At 41.2% G+C, this 14,797-nt stretch carries 13 protein-coding genes; 10 read left to right on the forward strand and 3 right to left on the reverse strand.

The window, feature by feature from the left end; genetic code table 11:
- Nucleotide 1 precedes the first annotated feature (1 nt).
- Genes ACINWC323_RS01750 through lpxA form a run of 8 tightly spaced genes read left to right on the forward strand, consistent with a single transcriptional unit; the run spans nucleotide 2 to nucleotide 8,846 of the window.
- The gene (locus ACINWC323_RS01750; RefSeq protein WP_005230217.1) at nucleotides 2-826 is read left to right on the forward strand and encodes a phosphatidate cytidylyltransferase; all 825 of its coding nucleotides are present in this window, start codon (nucleotides 2-4) and stop codon (nucleotides 824-826) included.
- Nucleotides 827-2,023: a 1-deoxy-D-xylulose-5-phosphate reductoisomerase gene (gene ispC / locus ACINWC323_RS01745; protein ID WP_009515613.1), complete on the forward strand. Its 1,197-nt coding sequence runs from the start codon at nucleotides 827-829 to the stop codon at nucleotides 2,021-2,023.
- A gap of 5 nt (nucleotides 2,024-2,028) precedes the next feature.
- Nucleotides 2,029-3,384 carry an RIP metalloprotease RseP gene (rseP, locus tag ACINWC323_RS01740; RefSeq protein WP_009515636.1) on the forward strand — a complete coding sequence of 452 codons (1,356 nt, stop codon included), beginning with the start codon at nucleotides 2,029-2,031 and terminating at the stop codon, nucleotides 3,382-3,384.
- A gap of 34 nt (nucleotides 3,385-3,418) precedes the next feature.
- Nucleotides 3,419-5,950: an outer membrane protein assembly factor BamA gene (bamA, locus tag ACINWC323_RS01735; RefSeq protein ID WP_009515615.1), complete on the forward strand. Its 2,532-nt coding sequence runs from the start codon at nucleotides 3,419-3,421 to the stop codon at nucleotides 5,948-5,950.
- A gap of 44 nt (nucleotides 5,951-5,994) precedes the next feature.
- A complete protein-coding gene (locus ACINWC323_RS01730) occupies nucleotides 5,995-6,495 on the forward strand; it encodes an OmpH/Skp family outer membrane protein (protein WP_004772009.1) in 501 nt (166 codons plus the stop codon).
- Between the two features lie 3 nt (nucleotides 6,496-6,498).
- A complete protein-coding gene (gene lpxD, locus ACINWC323_RS01725; protein ID WP_009515403.1) occupies nucleotides 6,499-7,569 on the forward strand; it encodes a UDP-3-O-(3-hydroxymyristoyl)glucosamine N-acyltransferase in 1,071 nt (356 codons plus the stop codon).
- A gap of 6 nt (nucleotides 7,570-7,575) precedes the next feature.
- Nucleotides 7,576-8,061 (forward strand): 3-hydroxyacyl-ACP dehydratase FabZ, encoded by a 486-nt coding sequence (fabZ, locus tag ACINWC323_RS01720; protein ID WP_004772011.1) that lies wholly within the window; start codon nucleotides 7,576-7,578, stop codon nucleotides 8,059-8,061.
- Nucleotides 8,058-8,846: an acyl-ACP--UDP-N-acetylglucosamine O-acyltransferase gene (gene lpxA, locus ACINWC323_RS01715; RefSeq protein WP_009515668.1), complete on the forward strand. Its 789-nt coding sequence runs from the start codon at nucleotides 8,058-8,060 to the stop codon at nucleotides 8,844-8,846. The genes fabZ and lpxA overlap by 4 nt, the downstream gene beginning before the upstream one ends.
- Nucleotides 8,847-8,887: 41 nt before the next feature.
- On the opposite strand, the gene ACINWC323_RS01710 is transcribed toward lpxA, so the two are convergent.
- On the reverse strand, nucleotides 8,888-9,826 hold the full coding sequence (locus ACINWC323_RS01710; protein WP_032881757.1) for an AraC family transcriptional regulator: 939 nt from the start codon (nucleotides 9,824-9,826) through the stop codon (nucleotides 8,888-8,890).
- A 189-nt stretch (nucleotides 9,827-10,015) separates the two neighbouring features.
- Between ACINWC323_RS01710 and ACINWC323_RS01705 the strand changes: the two genes are divergently transcribed.
- Both ACINWC323_RS01705 and gorA read left to right on the forward strand, forming a co-directional pair.
- Nucleotides 10,016-11,260 (forward strand): alkane 1-monooxygenase, encoded by a 1,245-nt coding sequence (locus ACINWC323_RS01705; RefSeq protein WP_009515689.1) that lies wholly within the window; start codon nucleotides 10,016-10,018, stop codon nucleotides 11,258-11,260.
- A gap of 159 nt (nucleotides 11,261-11,419) precedes the next feature.
- A complete protein-coding gene (gorA, locus tag ACINWC323_RS01700; protein ID WP_009515597.1) occupies nucleotides 11,420-12,772 on the forward strand; it encodes a glutathione-disulfide reductase in 1,353 nt (450 codons plus the stop codon).
- Between the two features lie 77 nt (nucleotides 12,773-12,849).
- On the opposite strand, the gene ACINWC323_RS19510 is transcribed toward gorA, so the two are convergent.
- Both ACINWC323_RS19510 and ACINWC323_RS01695 read right to left on the reverse strand, forming a co-directional pair.
- Nucleotides 12,850-13,521, reverse strand: a complete 672-nt coding sequence (locus tag ACINWC323_RS19510; protein ID WP_009515399.1) for a hypothetical protein — start codon at nucleotides 13,519-13,521, stop codon at nucleotides 12,850-12,852.
- A gap of 70 nt (nucleotides 13,522-13,591) precedes the next feature.
- A complete protein-coding gene (locus ACINWC323_RS01695) occupies nucleotides 13,592-14,791 on the reverse strand; it encodes an acyl-CoA dehydrogenase family protein (protein WP_005285609.1) in 1,200 nt (399 codons plus the stop codon).
- Between the last annotated feature and the right edge of the window lie 6 nt (nucleotides 14,792-14,797).

Genomic DNA, 14,797 nt, shown 5'->3' on the forward strand with positions numbered 1-14,797 from the left:
AATGTTAGAGCGGATTATTACCGCATTGGTGTTAGTTGCTGTTGTTTTAAGTTGCATGTTTGCAACGCAATCACATTATCCAATGTTTATGCTTATGATTTTAGCTGCAGGGGTTGCAGGCTACGAATGGTTTAAGCTTATGCCACGTAGTGTAACCGCTGTTTCAAAGCCGAAGGCTTGGGTATATGGGGGCTGTGTTGCAGCAGTATCAACACTGGCATTATTTTTTGATGATGTTGCGCTTTTACTTTGGGCAGCATCGATTCTTACATGGCTGGGAAGCATCTATTGGGTCAAGAACTATCCTGAATCGGATAACTGGTACAACCCGTCTCTACATCTGATCGGATTTATCCTGATTTCTGCTGCCGTCACTTCGCTCTATGCCGTCTGGCATAGTTCGCCTTGGTGGCTCATGTATCTATTCCTGCTGGTGTGGGGCGCGGACAGTGGTGCTTATTTTGTTGGACGTAAGTTTGGCAAGAAAAAACTTGCTCCTTCTGTGAGCCCGAATAAATCGGTTGAAGGCTTTTATGGTGGTGTGGCAACAACCGTGATTATTATGCTGGTTGTGCAATATTTCTATTTAAACTTAACCGCAATACAGCTAATCTTATTCTTAATTCTTTCGATCATTACCGTGTTCGCATCTGTGCTGGGCGATTTGTTTGAGTCCATGATTAAGCGCCGCGCTGGAATTAAAGATTCTGGTCGCGTACTTCCAGGACATGGTGGTGTGCTTGATCGTATTGATTCTTTACTTGCTGCTGCACCGATCTTTGCAACAGGTATGTATATATTAAAACTTATTGGTGTAGATCTTTAAATGACTCAAGCTGTTTGTATATTGGGTGTTACTGGTTCAATTGGTCAAAGTACTTTAAAAGTGTTGGAACAGCACCCAGACCAATACACCGTATTTGCAGTCTCTGCATATAGTCGTTTAGATGAACTTTTAGAAATTTGTAAAAAATATCATCCAAAAATTGTTGTTGTGCCCAATGAAAAAGCACTGGAGTTGCAACAACGTCTCAAGCAAGAAAAAATAAACCATATTGAAATCCTCACAGATGAGGCTGGCCTAATCGCAATTGCCGAGCATGCTGATGTTGATATCGTCATGGCGGCCATTGTCGGTGCGGCCGGTTTGTTACCGACTTTGGCCGCAGTAAAAGCGGGTAAACGTGTCTTATTGGCCAACAAAGAATCATTGGTGATGTCGGGTGATATCATGATGCAGGCAGCACGCGAGCATAATGCGTTATTGTTGCCGGTGGATTCTGAACATAATGCGATTTTCCAGTCTCTACCGCATGACTATCTCAATGCAGAACGGACGGGGCAGCCACAATTAGGCGTGTCCCGTATTTTATTGACGGCATCAGGCGGACCTTTTCTCAATCATTCTTTGGCACAATTGCATGAGGTTACACCACAACAGGCATGCAAGCACCCAAACTGGTCAATGGGACAAAAAATCTCGGTTGATTCGGCGACCTTAATGAATAAAGGTCTGGAATTGATAGAAGCTTGCCATTTGTTTTCAATATCAGAACATTTTGTTACAGTTGTTGTTCACCCACAAAGTATCATTCATTCCATGGTGCAATATGTGGATGGATCAACTTTGGCACAAATGGGTAACCCAGATATGTGTACGCCGATTGCACATGCATTGGCATGGCCAAAACGGTTGGCAACAGATGTGCCTGCACTCGATTTATTTGAGACGGCTCAACTAAATTTTCAGCAACCGGATATTGTCAAGTTTCCGGCATTGGACCTGGCGCGTCAGGCTATGCGGGCCGGTGGTTTGGCACCGACGGTATTAAATGCAGCCAATGAAATTGCAGTTGCTGCATTCTTGCAACAACAGATCCGATTCACCGAGATTCCTCAAGTAGTGGATCATACTTTGCAAGCTGTACAAAATGCTAAAGCAGAAAACATAGACATCATTTTACAGACTGATATGATCGCTAGACAGATTGCAGAAAAGTATATTGTGAGTAAGGGAGGCTAAATCGTATGAATGCACTATTTATGATTGTTGCAGCGATTTTATTGCTTGGTCCTTTAATCGCAATTCACGAATTTGGTCATTATTGGGTGGCACGTAAACTTGGTGTCAAGGTTCTGGTCTATTCAATTGGTTTTGGTCCAACTTTATTAAAATGGCAGTCTAAAAAATCAGGGATTCAATACCAGCTTTCTGCTTTGCCACTGGGTGGCTATGTCAAGATGCTGGATGAGCGTGAAGGTAATGTTGCTGAGCAAGATTTACCTTATGCCTTTAACCGGCAGTCTCCTTGGAAACGCATCGCCATTGTTGCTGCGGGCCCATTGATTAATCTGTTTTTTGCAGTGTTTCTGTTCTGGATTTTGTTTCTGCCGGCTCAAGAGCAGTTGAATACCCGTATTGGTAAAATTATGCCAAATACACCAGCTGCTCAAGTTGATCTGAAGGTGGGTGACAAGATTGTCAATGTTGATGGTCAAACAACACCAACATGGGAAAAACTGAATTATGCGTTGGTGAATCGTGTCGGTGAAACTGGGCGAGTTTCGATCATCGTTGATCGTGCGGGCACTGAAAAGCAGGTGAGTCTACCGATTAAAGATTTCCTGAAAGATCAAAGTCAGTCTCCTTTGGATGTGCTAGGTTTCTTGCCTTACCGTCCGGTTATCCCGGCCAAAGTCAAAGAACTGAGTGCAGATGGTGCAGCAGTACGTCAAGGCATGAAAGTGGGTGATCAGATCGTTGCAATCGATAATGTTGCAATGAAAGACTGGTTTGATGTGGTTGATGTGGTTCAAAGTTCACCTGAAAAATTGCTGAATATTGATGTATTGCGCCAAGGCCAGATTGTGCATTTGCAGGTTATGCCGCAAGGTCAGCGTGACAATATGGGTAATACCACGGGTGTACTGGGTGTGAAGAGTGATGCAGGCAAGATCACGATTCCAGCTGAATATAAACAAACCATTCAATACTCACCGATTGAAGCTTTAGGTGTTGCCGTCGATAAGACCACTCAGCTCTCAGGCATGATTTTTAATTCAATTATCAAGATGGTACGTGGCTTAATTGGTCTGGATAACCTGTCTGGTCCAATCACCATTGCTAAAGTGGCTGGTCAAAGCGCGGAAATGGGATGGCAAACTTTTATTTCCTTTATGGCTTTGATGAGTGTCAGTCTGGGAATCCTGAATTTGTTGCCGATTCCGATGCTGGATGGTGGTCACCTCGTGTATTACTTTATCGAAGCAATTCGTGGTAAACCTGTTTCTGAACAAATACAGATGTTTGGTCTAAAAGTTGGTATGGTACTGCTCGGTAGCATGATGCTTTTGGCTTTATTTAACGACTTCATGCGTTTATAACAACGCAAATGGAATTTAACTTACTGGAAAATATATGGGCATGCGTCACACACATTTATTAATGCCTTTGGCACTGGTTAGTGCGATGGCAGTGGTACAACAAGCATACGCTGCAGATGAGTTTCTTGCGCAAGATATACGAATTGATGGCTTAGTGCGTTTAACACCTGCAAGTATCTATTCTATGTTACCAATAAATAGTGGCGATAGAGTAAGTGATCCGATGATTGCTGAGGCAATTCGCACTTTGTATGCTTCTGGTTTATTTGATGACATTAAAACTTATAAAGAAAATAATGTTTTAGTCTTTAAAGTTGTTGAACGTCCAGTAATTTCAAAGCTGGAGTTCAAAGGCAATAAACTGATTCCTAAAGAAGCCTTGGAACAAGGCTTGAAGAAAATGGGAATCGCGGAAGGTGAAGTCTTCAAAAAATCTGCTTTACAGATTATTGAAACTGAGCTGGAGCAGCAATATACCCAGCAAGGTCGTTATGATGCTGACGTCACTGTTGAAACAGTTGCACGTCCAAATAACCGTGTTGAGTTGAAGTTAAACTTTAACGAAGGTACTGCGGCAAAAGTTTTTGATATTAACATTATTGGCAATACGGTCTTTAGTGATAGCGATATCAAGCAGGCTTTCGCGGTAAAAGAAAGCGGCTGGGCTTCTGTGGTAACCCGTAATGACCGTTATGCACGTGAGAAAATGGCTGCCAGTCTGGAAGCTTTACGTGCTTTATACCTAAACAAAGGTTATATCAATTTTAATATTATTAATTCACAACTGAACATCAGTGAAGATAAAAAGCACATCTTTATCGAAGTTTCAGTAGATGAAGGTAGCCAGTTCAAGTTTGGTGAAACCAAATTCTTGGGTGATGCACTTTATAAACCAGAAGAGCTCACGGCACTTAAACTGTATAAAGATGGCGAAACCTATTCACAAGAAAAAGTTAATGCGGTTAAACAGCTTCTGCTGCGTAAATATGGTAATGCGGGTTATTACTATGCAGAAGTCAATGTTGTACCTGAAATCAATAATGAAACCGGTATTGTGAACCTGAATTATTATATTAACCCAGGTCAGCAAGTGACGGTACGTCGTATCAACTTCACAGGTAACAGTAAAACTGCAGATGAAGTGTTACGTCGTGAAATGCGTCAAATGGAAGGTGCATTGGCGAGCAATGAAAAAATTGATCTTTCCAAGGTCCGTTTAGAACGTACCGGTTTCTTTAAAACAGTTGATGTCAAACCGGTTCGTGTACCAAACTCTCCTGATGAAGTTGACTTAAACGTTAATGTCGAGGAACAGCATTCGGGAACAACTACACTGGCTGTCGGTTACTCACAAAATGGTGGTGTAACCTTCCAGGCGGGCTTGAGCCAAACTAACTTCATGGGTACAGGTAATCGTGTCGCGATTGATTTGTCCCGTTCAGAAACTCAAGATTACTATAACTTAAGTGTGACTGATCCATACTTCACTATTGATGGTGTGAGTCGTGGTTATAACGTTTACTATCGTAAAACCAAGTTAAATAAAGACTATAACGTTAACAACTATGTGACTGACAGTATTGGTGGTAGTCTAAGTTTTGGTTATCCAATTGATGAAAATCAAAGTCTAAGTGCTTCCATTGGTGTTGATCAAACTAAGGTTCGTACAGGTCCAAGCGTTTCAACTTATATTCGTGACTATTTAAAAGCGAATGGTGGTAAAGCGACAAATTCTGCTCAGCGTTGTTTAAGTGATGAGTATGAAAAAAATCAAGAGACTGGTGAGCTAATACTAGATGAAAATGGTTTACCGAAATGTGTAGGTGGTTACGATACTTATGAAAGTGCTTTCGAAGGTACATTCTTAACCTATATGTTAAATCTTGGTTGGTCTTATAACACACTCAATCGACCAATCTTCCCAACCTCGGGTATGTCGCATCGTGTGGGGCTAGAAATTGGTTTACCGGGTAGTGATGTTGACTATCAAAAGATGACTTATGATGCACAAGCCTTTAAATCTTTAGGTGCCGGATTCGTACTTCGTGGTTATGGTAAATTAGGTTATGGTAATGACCTACCATTCTATAAAAACTTCTATGCAGGTGGTTATGGTTCGGTACGTGGTTATGACAACAGTACTTTAGGACCAAAATATCCAAGTGTGATTTTCCAGGAAACCAATAAGAACGATCCAGATCCGGAAGAAGTTGGTGGTAATGCTTTAGTTCAGTTCGGTACAGAACTGGCCTTACCTTTACCATTCAAAGGCGATTGGGCACGTCAGGTTCGTCCAGTATTATTTGCTGAAGGCGCACAGGTATTTGATACCAAATGTGATGTCCCAACTGGAAAAATGCGCATGAATGGTGCGGATATTGATATCAAACAATATTGTAATGACAACTATAAGTTTGACTTTGGCAATATGCGTTATAGCGTCGGTGTCGGTTTTACCTGGATTACCATGATTGGACCATTATCACTTAGCTATGCATATCCGTTAAACGATAAACCTGGCGATGATACTAAATCGATCCAATTCGAAATTGGTCGTACTTTCTAAGTACGGCCTCGCTTAGCGCTGTAAAATATATAAAGGATGCAATAATGAAAACATTAACAAAGCTGATGTTAGGTTTGGGATTAACAGTTTCTGCAACGGTCAATGCTGCAGGACTGGCTGTAGTTGATTTGGCTAAGGTTGTAGAAAGTAGTACTTATCTTAAGCAACAAAATGCAAGTTTGAGCCAGTCGGTAAAACCGACTTCAACCCGTCTTGAGCAATTGGGTAAAGAGCTGGAGTCTTTACAACAAAAAGCACAGACTGAAGGCCAAAAAATGAATCAGGCCGATATTCAGAAGTTAACTGCTCAATATCAGTCAAAATTGAGTGAATTCAATTCAACTCAGCAAGGTTTGCAAACCAAAGTTCAGTCGAGTTTGCAGGCGATGAATACAACTTTTGAAACACGTGTGAAGCAAGCTGCTGAACAATTGCGTAAAGAGAACAACTTAGACTTTATTTTGAATAAAAATTCTACGATTGCCTCTGACGCACAGTATGATTTAACTGATAAAATGATTCAAAAGGTTAATTCAATTAAATAATCAATGAATAGACGTAGTTATCGTTTAGAAGAAATTGCTCACCTTGTCAAAGGTGAGTATTTCGGTGCACAAGATTTTCAGATCTCGGGCTTGGCAAGTTTAGAACATGCGCAAGAAAATCAGATCTGTTTCGTGAATGGCGAAAAATATCTAACTCAGGCTGAAGCCAGTCAGGCGGGCGCCTATATCGTCACAGCTTCGCTTAAATCACAACTGATCGATAAACAAAACTTTATTGTTGTCGATAATCCTTATCTCGCATTTGCTACTTTAACGCATATATTTGAAAAAAAGATTAGCCAACACGGTATTGAAAGTACCGCCAAAATTCATCCCTCTGCAATGATTGCCGATGATGTATATATTGGCCACTATGTTGTAATTGGTGAGAACTGTGTGGTGGGTAATAATACGATTATTCAGGCACATGCTTTTATTGATGATGAAGTCGAGATTGGACAAGACTGTTTTATTGATGCCCATGTCACCATTACCGGTGCTGCAAAACTGAAAGATCGTGTGCGTATCCATGCCAATACGGTTATTGGTACGGAAGGTTTTGGCTTTGCACCCTATCAAGGTAAGTGGCATCGTATTGCACAACTGGGTTCGGTTCGGATCGGAAATGATGTACGAATCGGTTCAAATTGCAGTATTGACCGTGGTGCACTGGACGATACAGTTCTCGAAGATGGTGTCATTATTGATAACCTTGTGCAAGTTGCTCACAATGTGCATATTGGTGAAAATACCGCCATCGCAGCGAACTGTGGAATCGCTGGCAGTGCACGGATTGGCAAAAACTGTATCATGGGCGGTGCCTCAGGGGTGGTTGGACACCTTACAATTGCAGATAATGTGACACTTACTGCAATGTCAATGGTCACAAGAAATATTTCTGAGCCTGGAACGTATTCTTCTGGCATGGGACTTTTTGAAAATAGTCACTGGAAAAAGACGATTGTGCGTCTTAGACAATTAGCAGATGTGCCATTGACCCAAATCACTAAAAGGCTTGATCATATGCAAGCTCAATTAGAGTCCCTTGAATCAACCTTTAAGTTACGTAAATAATTTATTATGACTGAGTCTACATCTCCAGCATTTACGATGCCTGAATTACCCATGGATATTCTTACCATTCGTGAATATTTACCCCATCGTTATCCATTTTTATTAGTTGATCGCGTTACGGAAATAACTGAGAACAGTATTGTCGGTTATAAGAACGTCTCGATTAATGAAGAGTTTTTCCAAGGGCATTTCCCGACTTATCCAATTATGCCTGGTGTTCTAATGATTGAAGCATTAGCACAGGTTTCTGGAATCTTGGGTTTTGTCTTAACTAATCAAAAGCCGAAAGCAGGTTCACTGTTTTTATTCGCAGGTGCAGAAAAAATCAGATTTAAAAAACAGGTTGTTGCAGGTGACCAGCTTGTCTTAAAATCTGAACTTGTGATGCAAAAACGTGGCATTTACAAGTACAATTGTACTGCTAGCGTTGATGGCATTGTTGCTGCAACGGCAGAGATTATTATTTCACACCAGAAAATAGAGCAGACATGAGTAGTCAAAATTTAATACATCCCACAGCAATTATTGACCCGTCTGCAGAAATCGCATCTGATGTACAAATTGGTCCGTATTGCGTTGTGGGTCCAAATGTAAGTATTGACTCTGGTACAAAATTACATTCACACGTTGTTATTGGCGGTTTTACGAGAATTGGTAAAAATAACGATATTTTCCAGTTTTCGAGTATTGGGGAAATTTGTCAGGATTTAAAATATCAGGGCGAAGAAACCTGGTTAGAAATCGGTGACCACAATTCGATTCGCGAACATTGTACCTTGCATCGCGGTACGGCTCAGGATCATGGCCTGACCAAAATTGGTAGCCATAACCTGTTAATGGTAAACACGCATATCGCGCATGACTGTGTGATTGGGAACCATAATATTTTTGCCAATAATGTTGGTGTTGCCGGACATGTCCATGTTGGCGATCATGTGATTGTCGGCGGTAATGCGGGCATTCACCAATTCTGCAAAATCGATTCATATAGCATGATCGGTGGCGCAGCGCTCATTCTTAAAGATGTACCGGCTTATATCATGGCTTCTGGTAATCCAGCGCGTGCTTACGGTATGAATATCGAAGGAATGCGTCGTAAAGGATGGTCTCGTGATACGATTCAGGGTTTACGGGAAGCTTATAAGCTGATTTATAAATCGGGTTTAACTACTGAACAGGCGATTGAACAGATTCGTAATGAAATTCTGCTCAAAACACCTGAAGCCCAGCTGTTCATTGATTCATTGGAACAATCCACACGCGGTATCGTGCGTTAACCAATGACGAGAAGCAAAAAAAGACACATGAGTGTCTTTTTTTATGCCTGATTTTCTTCCTCGACAAATAACTGCCGATATTGTTTGGGCGAATGTTCGAAAGTACGTTTAAAGGCCTGGCTAAAAGCAGTTTCTGAGGAGTAACCGACTTTATTGGCAATCTGCTGAATTGAGTAGTTACTTTTACGTAGGTATTGGCTGGCCAGACGCATACGATGTTGCTGCAAATAGGCCAGAGGTGATTCACCAATTACCTCATGGAATAAGCTGGCAAACTTGGAACGTGACATACAGCATTGTTCTGCCAGTGATTCCACTGTCCAAGCGTCTTCAGGATGATTGTGAATGGCCGCCAGACTATTACTAAGCTCAGGATGATTTAAAGCACTAAGCCAGCCATGTTGACTTGAGATTTGTTGAATATGATCGCGAATACATTTGATTAATAAAATATTGACTAAGTGATCGATGATGATATCGCGACCGGCCTGAATATTCTGTGTTTCTAAAGCCAGGAAATGTAAGCCGATTTGCAACCATTCCGGTGCATTGGTATCGCCATGCTGCAGATGGATCATCGGCGGCAAGGCCTGAATAAAAGGGCGTGCCATGATGGTATCAATTTGGCAACGTATCGTCAAAATCAGATTTTTTTCAGCGGAATCAGTACCAAATTCGATAGCGTCTTCTTGATGTCCATCAAACAGTTTTGATATATCTACGGCATCGACCAGTTTGGTAATGGCATTGTCTGCTCCTGTATGAGCTTTACCTGAAGGAATAACAACAATTTCACCCGCATGGGCAGTTAAACTATTTTGTGCATCAATTTGAATAAAAACAGAACCTACCAGAACAATATGTACAAGCAAAGCCGTTTGATCTTGGCAAATGAAACTCCATTCTCCTTGGGTTTTCAAGTAGATATATTCAGTGTGGTTTAAATGAATATCCGCAAATATTTTACTTAAAGCATCCATATGATTTTTTAACGATGTATTCATTTAAATTATAGAGAGCTGCGCCAATAACTCAATATGTGTTTATAGGACAAAAACAGGGGGGATGATGCCAAAGACTTTGACATAGCTTTTTTGGACGCTTGCAACTGTCATGAATTCCATAATTCATCAAAATATACTTATATATACAAAGACATGGATAAGATGATGAATGCGCCAGTAAATGTTGAGCAAGAACTTACGCCAGTAAGCATTCCAAAGTCAAAAACTCAGTTGGATCGTAAACGTTATTTATGGGCGATTAGCCCAGCTTTACCTGCCATTGGGATTGGTATTTTAGCAGGTTATCAATTTGCACCACGTCCATTGAAAAAAATCTTTGCTTTAGGTGGTCCAATTGTTTTACACATTGTGATTCCAACAATTGATACGATTATTGGGAAAGATGCCAATAATCCGACAGATGAAGATATTAAACTACTGGAAAAAGATCCGTATTATTCTCGTTTGGTGAAAAGCTTTATTCCCTTACAATATGCTGCCAATGTCTATGCCTGTTATTTAACCAGCCGTAAAGAAACTTCCTTCTTAGACAAAATCTTGTTAGGCATCTCAATGGGAGCCGTCAACGGGATTGCAATTAATACCGCACATGAGCTGAGTCATAAACATGATCGTATTGATCATATCTTGTCACATCTTGCATTGGTGCCAACGGGTTATAACCATTTCCGTATTGAACATCCTTATGGTCACCATAAGCGTGCTGCTACGCCTGAGGATCCAGCATCTTCACAAATGGGTGAAACCTTCTATGAGTTTTGGCCACGTACCGTAATCGGATCTTTCAAATCTGCAATCGAGATCGAAACCACCCGTTTAAAACGTAAAGGCAAAGAGTTCTGGTCAACTGAAAATGAATTGCTTCAAGGCTGGGGCATGAGTGCTGCATTTCATGGTTCAATGATTGGCTTGTTTGGTAAGGGGGTAATTCCTTATTTGGCCACTCAAGCGTTCTATGGCATTAGTTTATTTGAAATTATTAACTATATTGAACACTACGGCCTCAAACGTCAAAAGGATAAAAACGGCAAATATGAGCGTACCATGCCGGAGCATAGCTGGAATAACAATAATATTGTGACCAACTTGTTCTTGTATCAGTTGCAGCGCCATTCTGATCATCATGCTTATCCGACCCGACCATTTCAGGCATTGCGTCATTTTGATGAAGCCCCAGAGTTGCCAAGTGGATATGCGAGTATGCTATTGCCTGCCTTGATTCCACCGCTATGGTCAAAAATGATGGATAAGCGCGTATTTGATCATTATAAAGGTGATTTGAATAAAGCGAATATATATCCAAAGCGTCGTGCCAAACTATTTAAAAAATTTGGTGTAGTGGATCAATCTTTACAACAACTTTCGGTAATGACCGAAACGACTGAATAATTCAAAAAAGCATGTTCAAAGCAGGGCACTGATGAGTCATCATTAGTGCCTTTTTATTTTCTTGTATTAAAACTTTAACCAAGTACGGATTTTACATATTCTTGCTGTATATCTATGTATAACTTAAAAATAATCTTATCAGCGATGTATGAGGCAAAGATGACAAAACATTATGATTATATTGCGATTGGTGCTGGAAGTGGCGGAATTGCCTCGGTAAATCGTGCTGCCATGTACGGAAAAAAATGTGCCTTAATTGAAAAAGCCGAGCTTGGGGGAACCTGTGTCAATGTAGGCTGTGTACCTAAAAAAGTGATGTGGTATGCGGCGCATGTAGCTGAGGCCATTCATAAATATGGTCCAGATTACGGTTTTAACAGTAAGGTTGAATCTTTTGATTGGCACACCTTAATTAAAAATAGACAAGCATATATCGATCGGATTCATCAGTCCTATCAAAATAGCCTAAGCAATAATAAGGTTGATCTTATTCAGGGCGCGGCCCAATTTGTTGATAAAAATACCATTGAAGTCAACGGTGAGCGATTTACTGCAGATCATATCCTGATTGCAACAGGGACCCAGCCTTCATTACCAGATATTGAAGGAGTTGAATATGGCATTGATTCAAATGGGTTCTTTGAACTGACCGCTTTACCAAAGACCACTGCAGTGATTGGTTCGGGCTATATTGCGGTTGAGCTGGCGGGTGTACTCAATGCTTTGGGCTCACACGTCGGATTGTTTATCCGTAAGGATTTACCGGTAAGACGCTTCGATGCATTTGTGAGTGAAACCCTGGTCGAAGTTATGCAAACAGATGGCATTGCGGTTCATACCCAAGCTGTGCCAAAGAAAATCACGAAAAATACAGATGATTCCGTGACTTTACATTTAGAAAATGGTAAAAGCCATACGGTGGATTGCTTGATCTGGGCTACCGGACGGGAACCGAATACGACCAGTTTGAATCTGGAGAATGCCAATGTGCTGCTGGATGATCGCGGCTATATTCAAGTCGACAAATATCAGAATACCTCACAGCAAGGAGTTTATGCGGTGGGCGATATTACCGGGAAAATGGAGCTGACTCCGGTTGCTGTAGCTGCGGGGCGTAGACTGTCTGAACGTTTATTTAACCATAAACCGGATGAGCACTTAGACTATGACAATATTCCGACCGTGGTGTTTAGTCATCCTCCCATCGGCACAGTAGGAATGACTGAAAAAGAAGCGATTGAGCAATACGGCCAACAAGCGGTTAAAGTCTATAACTCATCTTTCACGGCGATGTATAGTGCTATTACCCAGCATCGTCAGCCGACCAAAATGAAACTGGTCTGTGTGGGTGACATTGAAAAAATTGTCGGTATTCACGGGATCGGCTTTGGCATGGATGAGATTCTGCAAGGCTTTGCGGTGGCTTTAAAAATGGGCGCTACTAAGCAAGATTTTGATAATACGGTTGCGATTCATCCTACCTCTGCCGAAGAATTTGTGACGATGCGGTAAATGGCTGGAATCCAACATCATGCTTGAGATCGGAATCTGGTTTAGCTCATGCTTAAACTGGATTTCGAATTTAGGATTTATTTGGTTAATGTCATTTCTATAAATAACAGTTTTTCTTGGCTATTAAGTCTGATATCCACCTCATTAAAATGAATATTATGGGGTTGATTAAACGATTCCAGCGTCCTGAGTAATTGTTGCTGATCTTGATAGATATATAAACTTTGGGGCTTTGCACATATTGTTTCTATTTGCCTGATATATTTATTTGTTCCATAGACGATAAAGGAGCCGTGCATTTTGTAATCATGGTGGTGCTTAAACAACTCAGATGGGCGAACATAATGAAAAGTCAGATAAGGAAAACGCCATCTGGTTTTAATCGTCGGGTTTATACAGTTAAACATTTTATTTTCAAAAAATAGGCTGGGTTTTGTTAGAAATTGAGCCTTGATTTGACTAGTTGTCGATGTATCGAGTCGATAGATGGTAATAAATTTTCGAATACTGACATCTTGTTGCGTATATTGGATAACCGGATCATTCAATTTGTTAGGCAGAAAAATATATTGATTGATTGAGGTCATTTGCCTAAATGCTGCCTTAATATAGTCAGCTTGATGGTAGCGATACCGCATATATAGGCTTAAACAGGCAAAAAAAATCAAAGAACAAATAACCAAGATAATAATCAATATATTTTTTATGATTAAAATTAAGGGGTCTTCAAATCTTTGCAGTTTCGGCATAGGAAGATATTTTTATTATAGAAGTTAAAAGCTGGAAAAGACTTTAACGCCTTTTCCGGCTCAAGCAAAGTTATTTCAATTCACTTGATGATTTACCTAATTCACGACGGGCAATAATCAATTGCTGGATCTGTTGTGTACCTTCAAAAATATCCAGAATTTTTGAGTCACGCGCCCATTTTTCCAGTAATTCATCTTCGCCATAACCGACACTGGCAGCCAACTCGACACATTTCAGCGTAATTTCATTGCCTACACGACCTGCTTTGGCTTTGGCAATTGATGCTTCTTTCGAGTTCGGCTTTTTATTGTCAGCCATCCAGGTTGCTTTAATCATCAATAATCGTGCAGCTTCCCACTCAGCTTCCATACGATAGATTTGTGCAGCTAGGTTTGAGGTCTGTAAGTAGGGTGTTGCATAGTCAGGATCAAGCTGATCTTTAAAAATTTCCTTGATACGCTCTAAAGAGGCTTTGGCACACCCAATTGCCATTGCTGCGACCAGTGGACGGGTATTGTCAAAGGTTTCCATGACGCCTGCAAAACCTTTAGCCACGTCAATTTCAGGATTCCCCAATAAATTGGCAGCAGGAACACGGCAGTCAATAAAGCTGATTACCGCAGTATCAGAGGCTTTAATGCCCAGTTTATGTTCCAGACGCTCGACCTTCATGCCTGGTGTGCCTTTAGGAACCACAAAAGACTTGATCGCAGCACGACCTAATTTTTTATCCAGCGTGGCCCAAACTACCACCGAGTCGGCACGTTCACCTGAGGTGACAAAGATTTTTTCACCATTCAGGATATAGTCATCGCCATCTTTGGTCGCCGTGGTACGGATCGCGGCAGAGTCTGAACCACAACCTGGCTCTGTGATCGCCATCGCTGCCCAGGTTCCTTTGAAGCGTTCAAGTTGCTCATCATTGGCGACTGCCGCGATGGCAGAGTTACCCAAGCCTTGACGCGGCATACTCAGTAACAGGCCCGTATCGCCATAGCACATTTCAATAATGCCGAGCGCTGCGGACATATTGCCACCATTCACCACCGTATCCGGGTTAACCGTACCACGTTTGCTGGCATTGGCTGCACCGACACCTTCACCACTTTCATTCATACCATCCAGTAAAGCAGCCAGCATATCCAGCTCTTTGGGATAGGCATGTTCAGCTTTGTCATATTTACGTGAAATAGGGCGTAAAACATTCAGCGCAGTTTCGTGTGCCTGATCCACCAGCATTTTGAATTTTTTCGGATTTTGTAAATTCATTATTGT

The organism is Acinetobacter sp. WC-323 (assembly GCF_000314615.1).
In the GTDB taxonomy this organism is placed as follows: domain Bacteria; phylum Pseudomonadota; class Gammaproteobacteria; order Pseudomonadales; family Moraxellaceae; genus Acinetobacter; species Acinetobacter courvalinii.

Coding starts and splice junctions, on each gene's coding strand:
- ACINWC323_RS01750 (WP_005230217.1), top strand. CDS start 2: ATGTTAGAGCGGATTATTACCGCATTGGTGTTAGTTGCTGTTGTTTTA.
- rseP (WP_009515636.1), top strand. CDS start 2,029: ATGAATGCACTATTTATGATTGTTGCAGCGATTTTATTGCTTGGTCCT.
- lpxD (WP_009515403.1), top strand. CDS start 6,499: ATGAATAGACGTAGTTATCGTTTAGAAGAAATTGCTCACCTTGTCAAA.
- ispC (WP_009515613.1), top strand. CDS start 827: ATGACTCAAGCTGTTTGTATATTGGGTGTTACTGGTTCAATTGGTCAA.
- lpxA (WP_009515668.1), top strand. CDS start 8,058: ATGAGTAGTCAAAATTTAATACATCCCACAGCAATTATTGACCCGTCT.
- ACINWC323_RS19510 (WP_009515399.1), bottom strand. CDS start 13,521: ATGCCGAAACTGCAAAGATTTGAAGACCCCTTAATTTTAATCATAAAA.
- gorA (WP_009515597.1), top strand. CDS start 11,420: ATGACAAAACATTATGATTATATTGCGATTGGTGCTGGAAGTGGCGGA.
- ACINWC323_RS01730 (WP_004772009.1), top strand. CDS start 5,995: ATGAAAACATTAACAAAGCTGATGTTAGGTTTGGGATTAACAGTTTCT.
- ACINWC323_RS01710 (WP_032881757.1), bottom strand. CDS start 9,826: ATGGATGCTTTAAGTAAAATATTTGCGGATATTCATTTAAACCACACT.
- fabZ (WP_004772011.1), top strand. CDS start 7,576: ATGACTGAGTCTACATCTCCAGCATTTACGATGCCTGAATTACCCATG.
- bamA (WP_009515615.1), top strand. CDS start 3,419: ATGGGCATGCGTCACACACATTTATTAATGCCTTTGGCACTGGTTAGT.
- ACINWC323_RS01705 (WP_009515689.1), top strand. CDS start 10,016: ATGAATGCGCCAGTAAATGTTGAGCAAGAACTTACGCCAGTAAGCATT.
- ACINWC323_RS01695 (WP_005285609.1), bottom strand. CDS start 14,791: ATGAATTTACAAAATCCGAAAAAATTCAAAATGCTGGTGGATCAGGCA.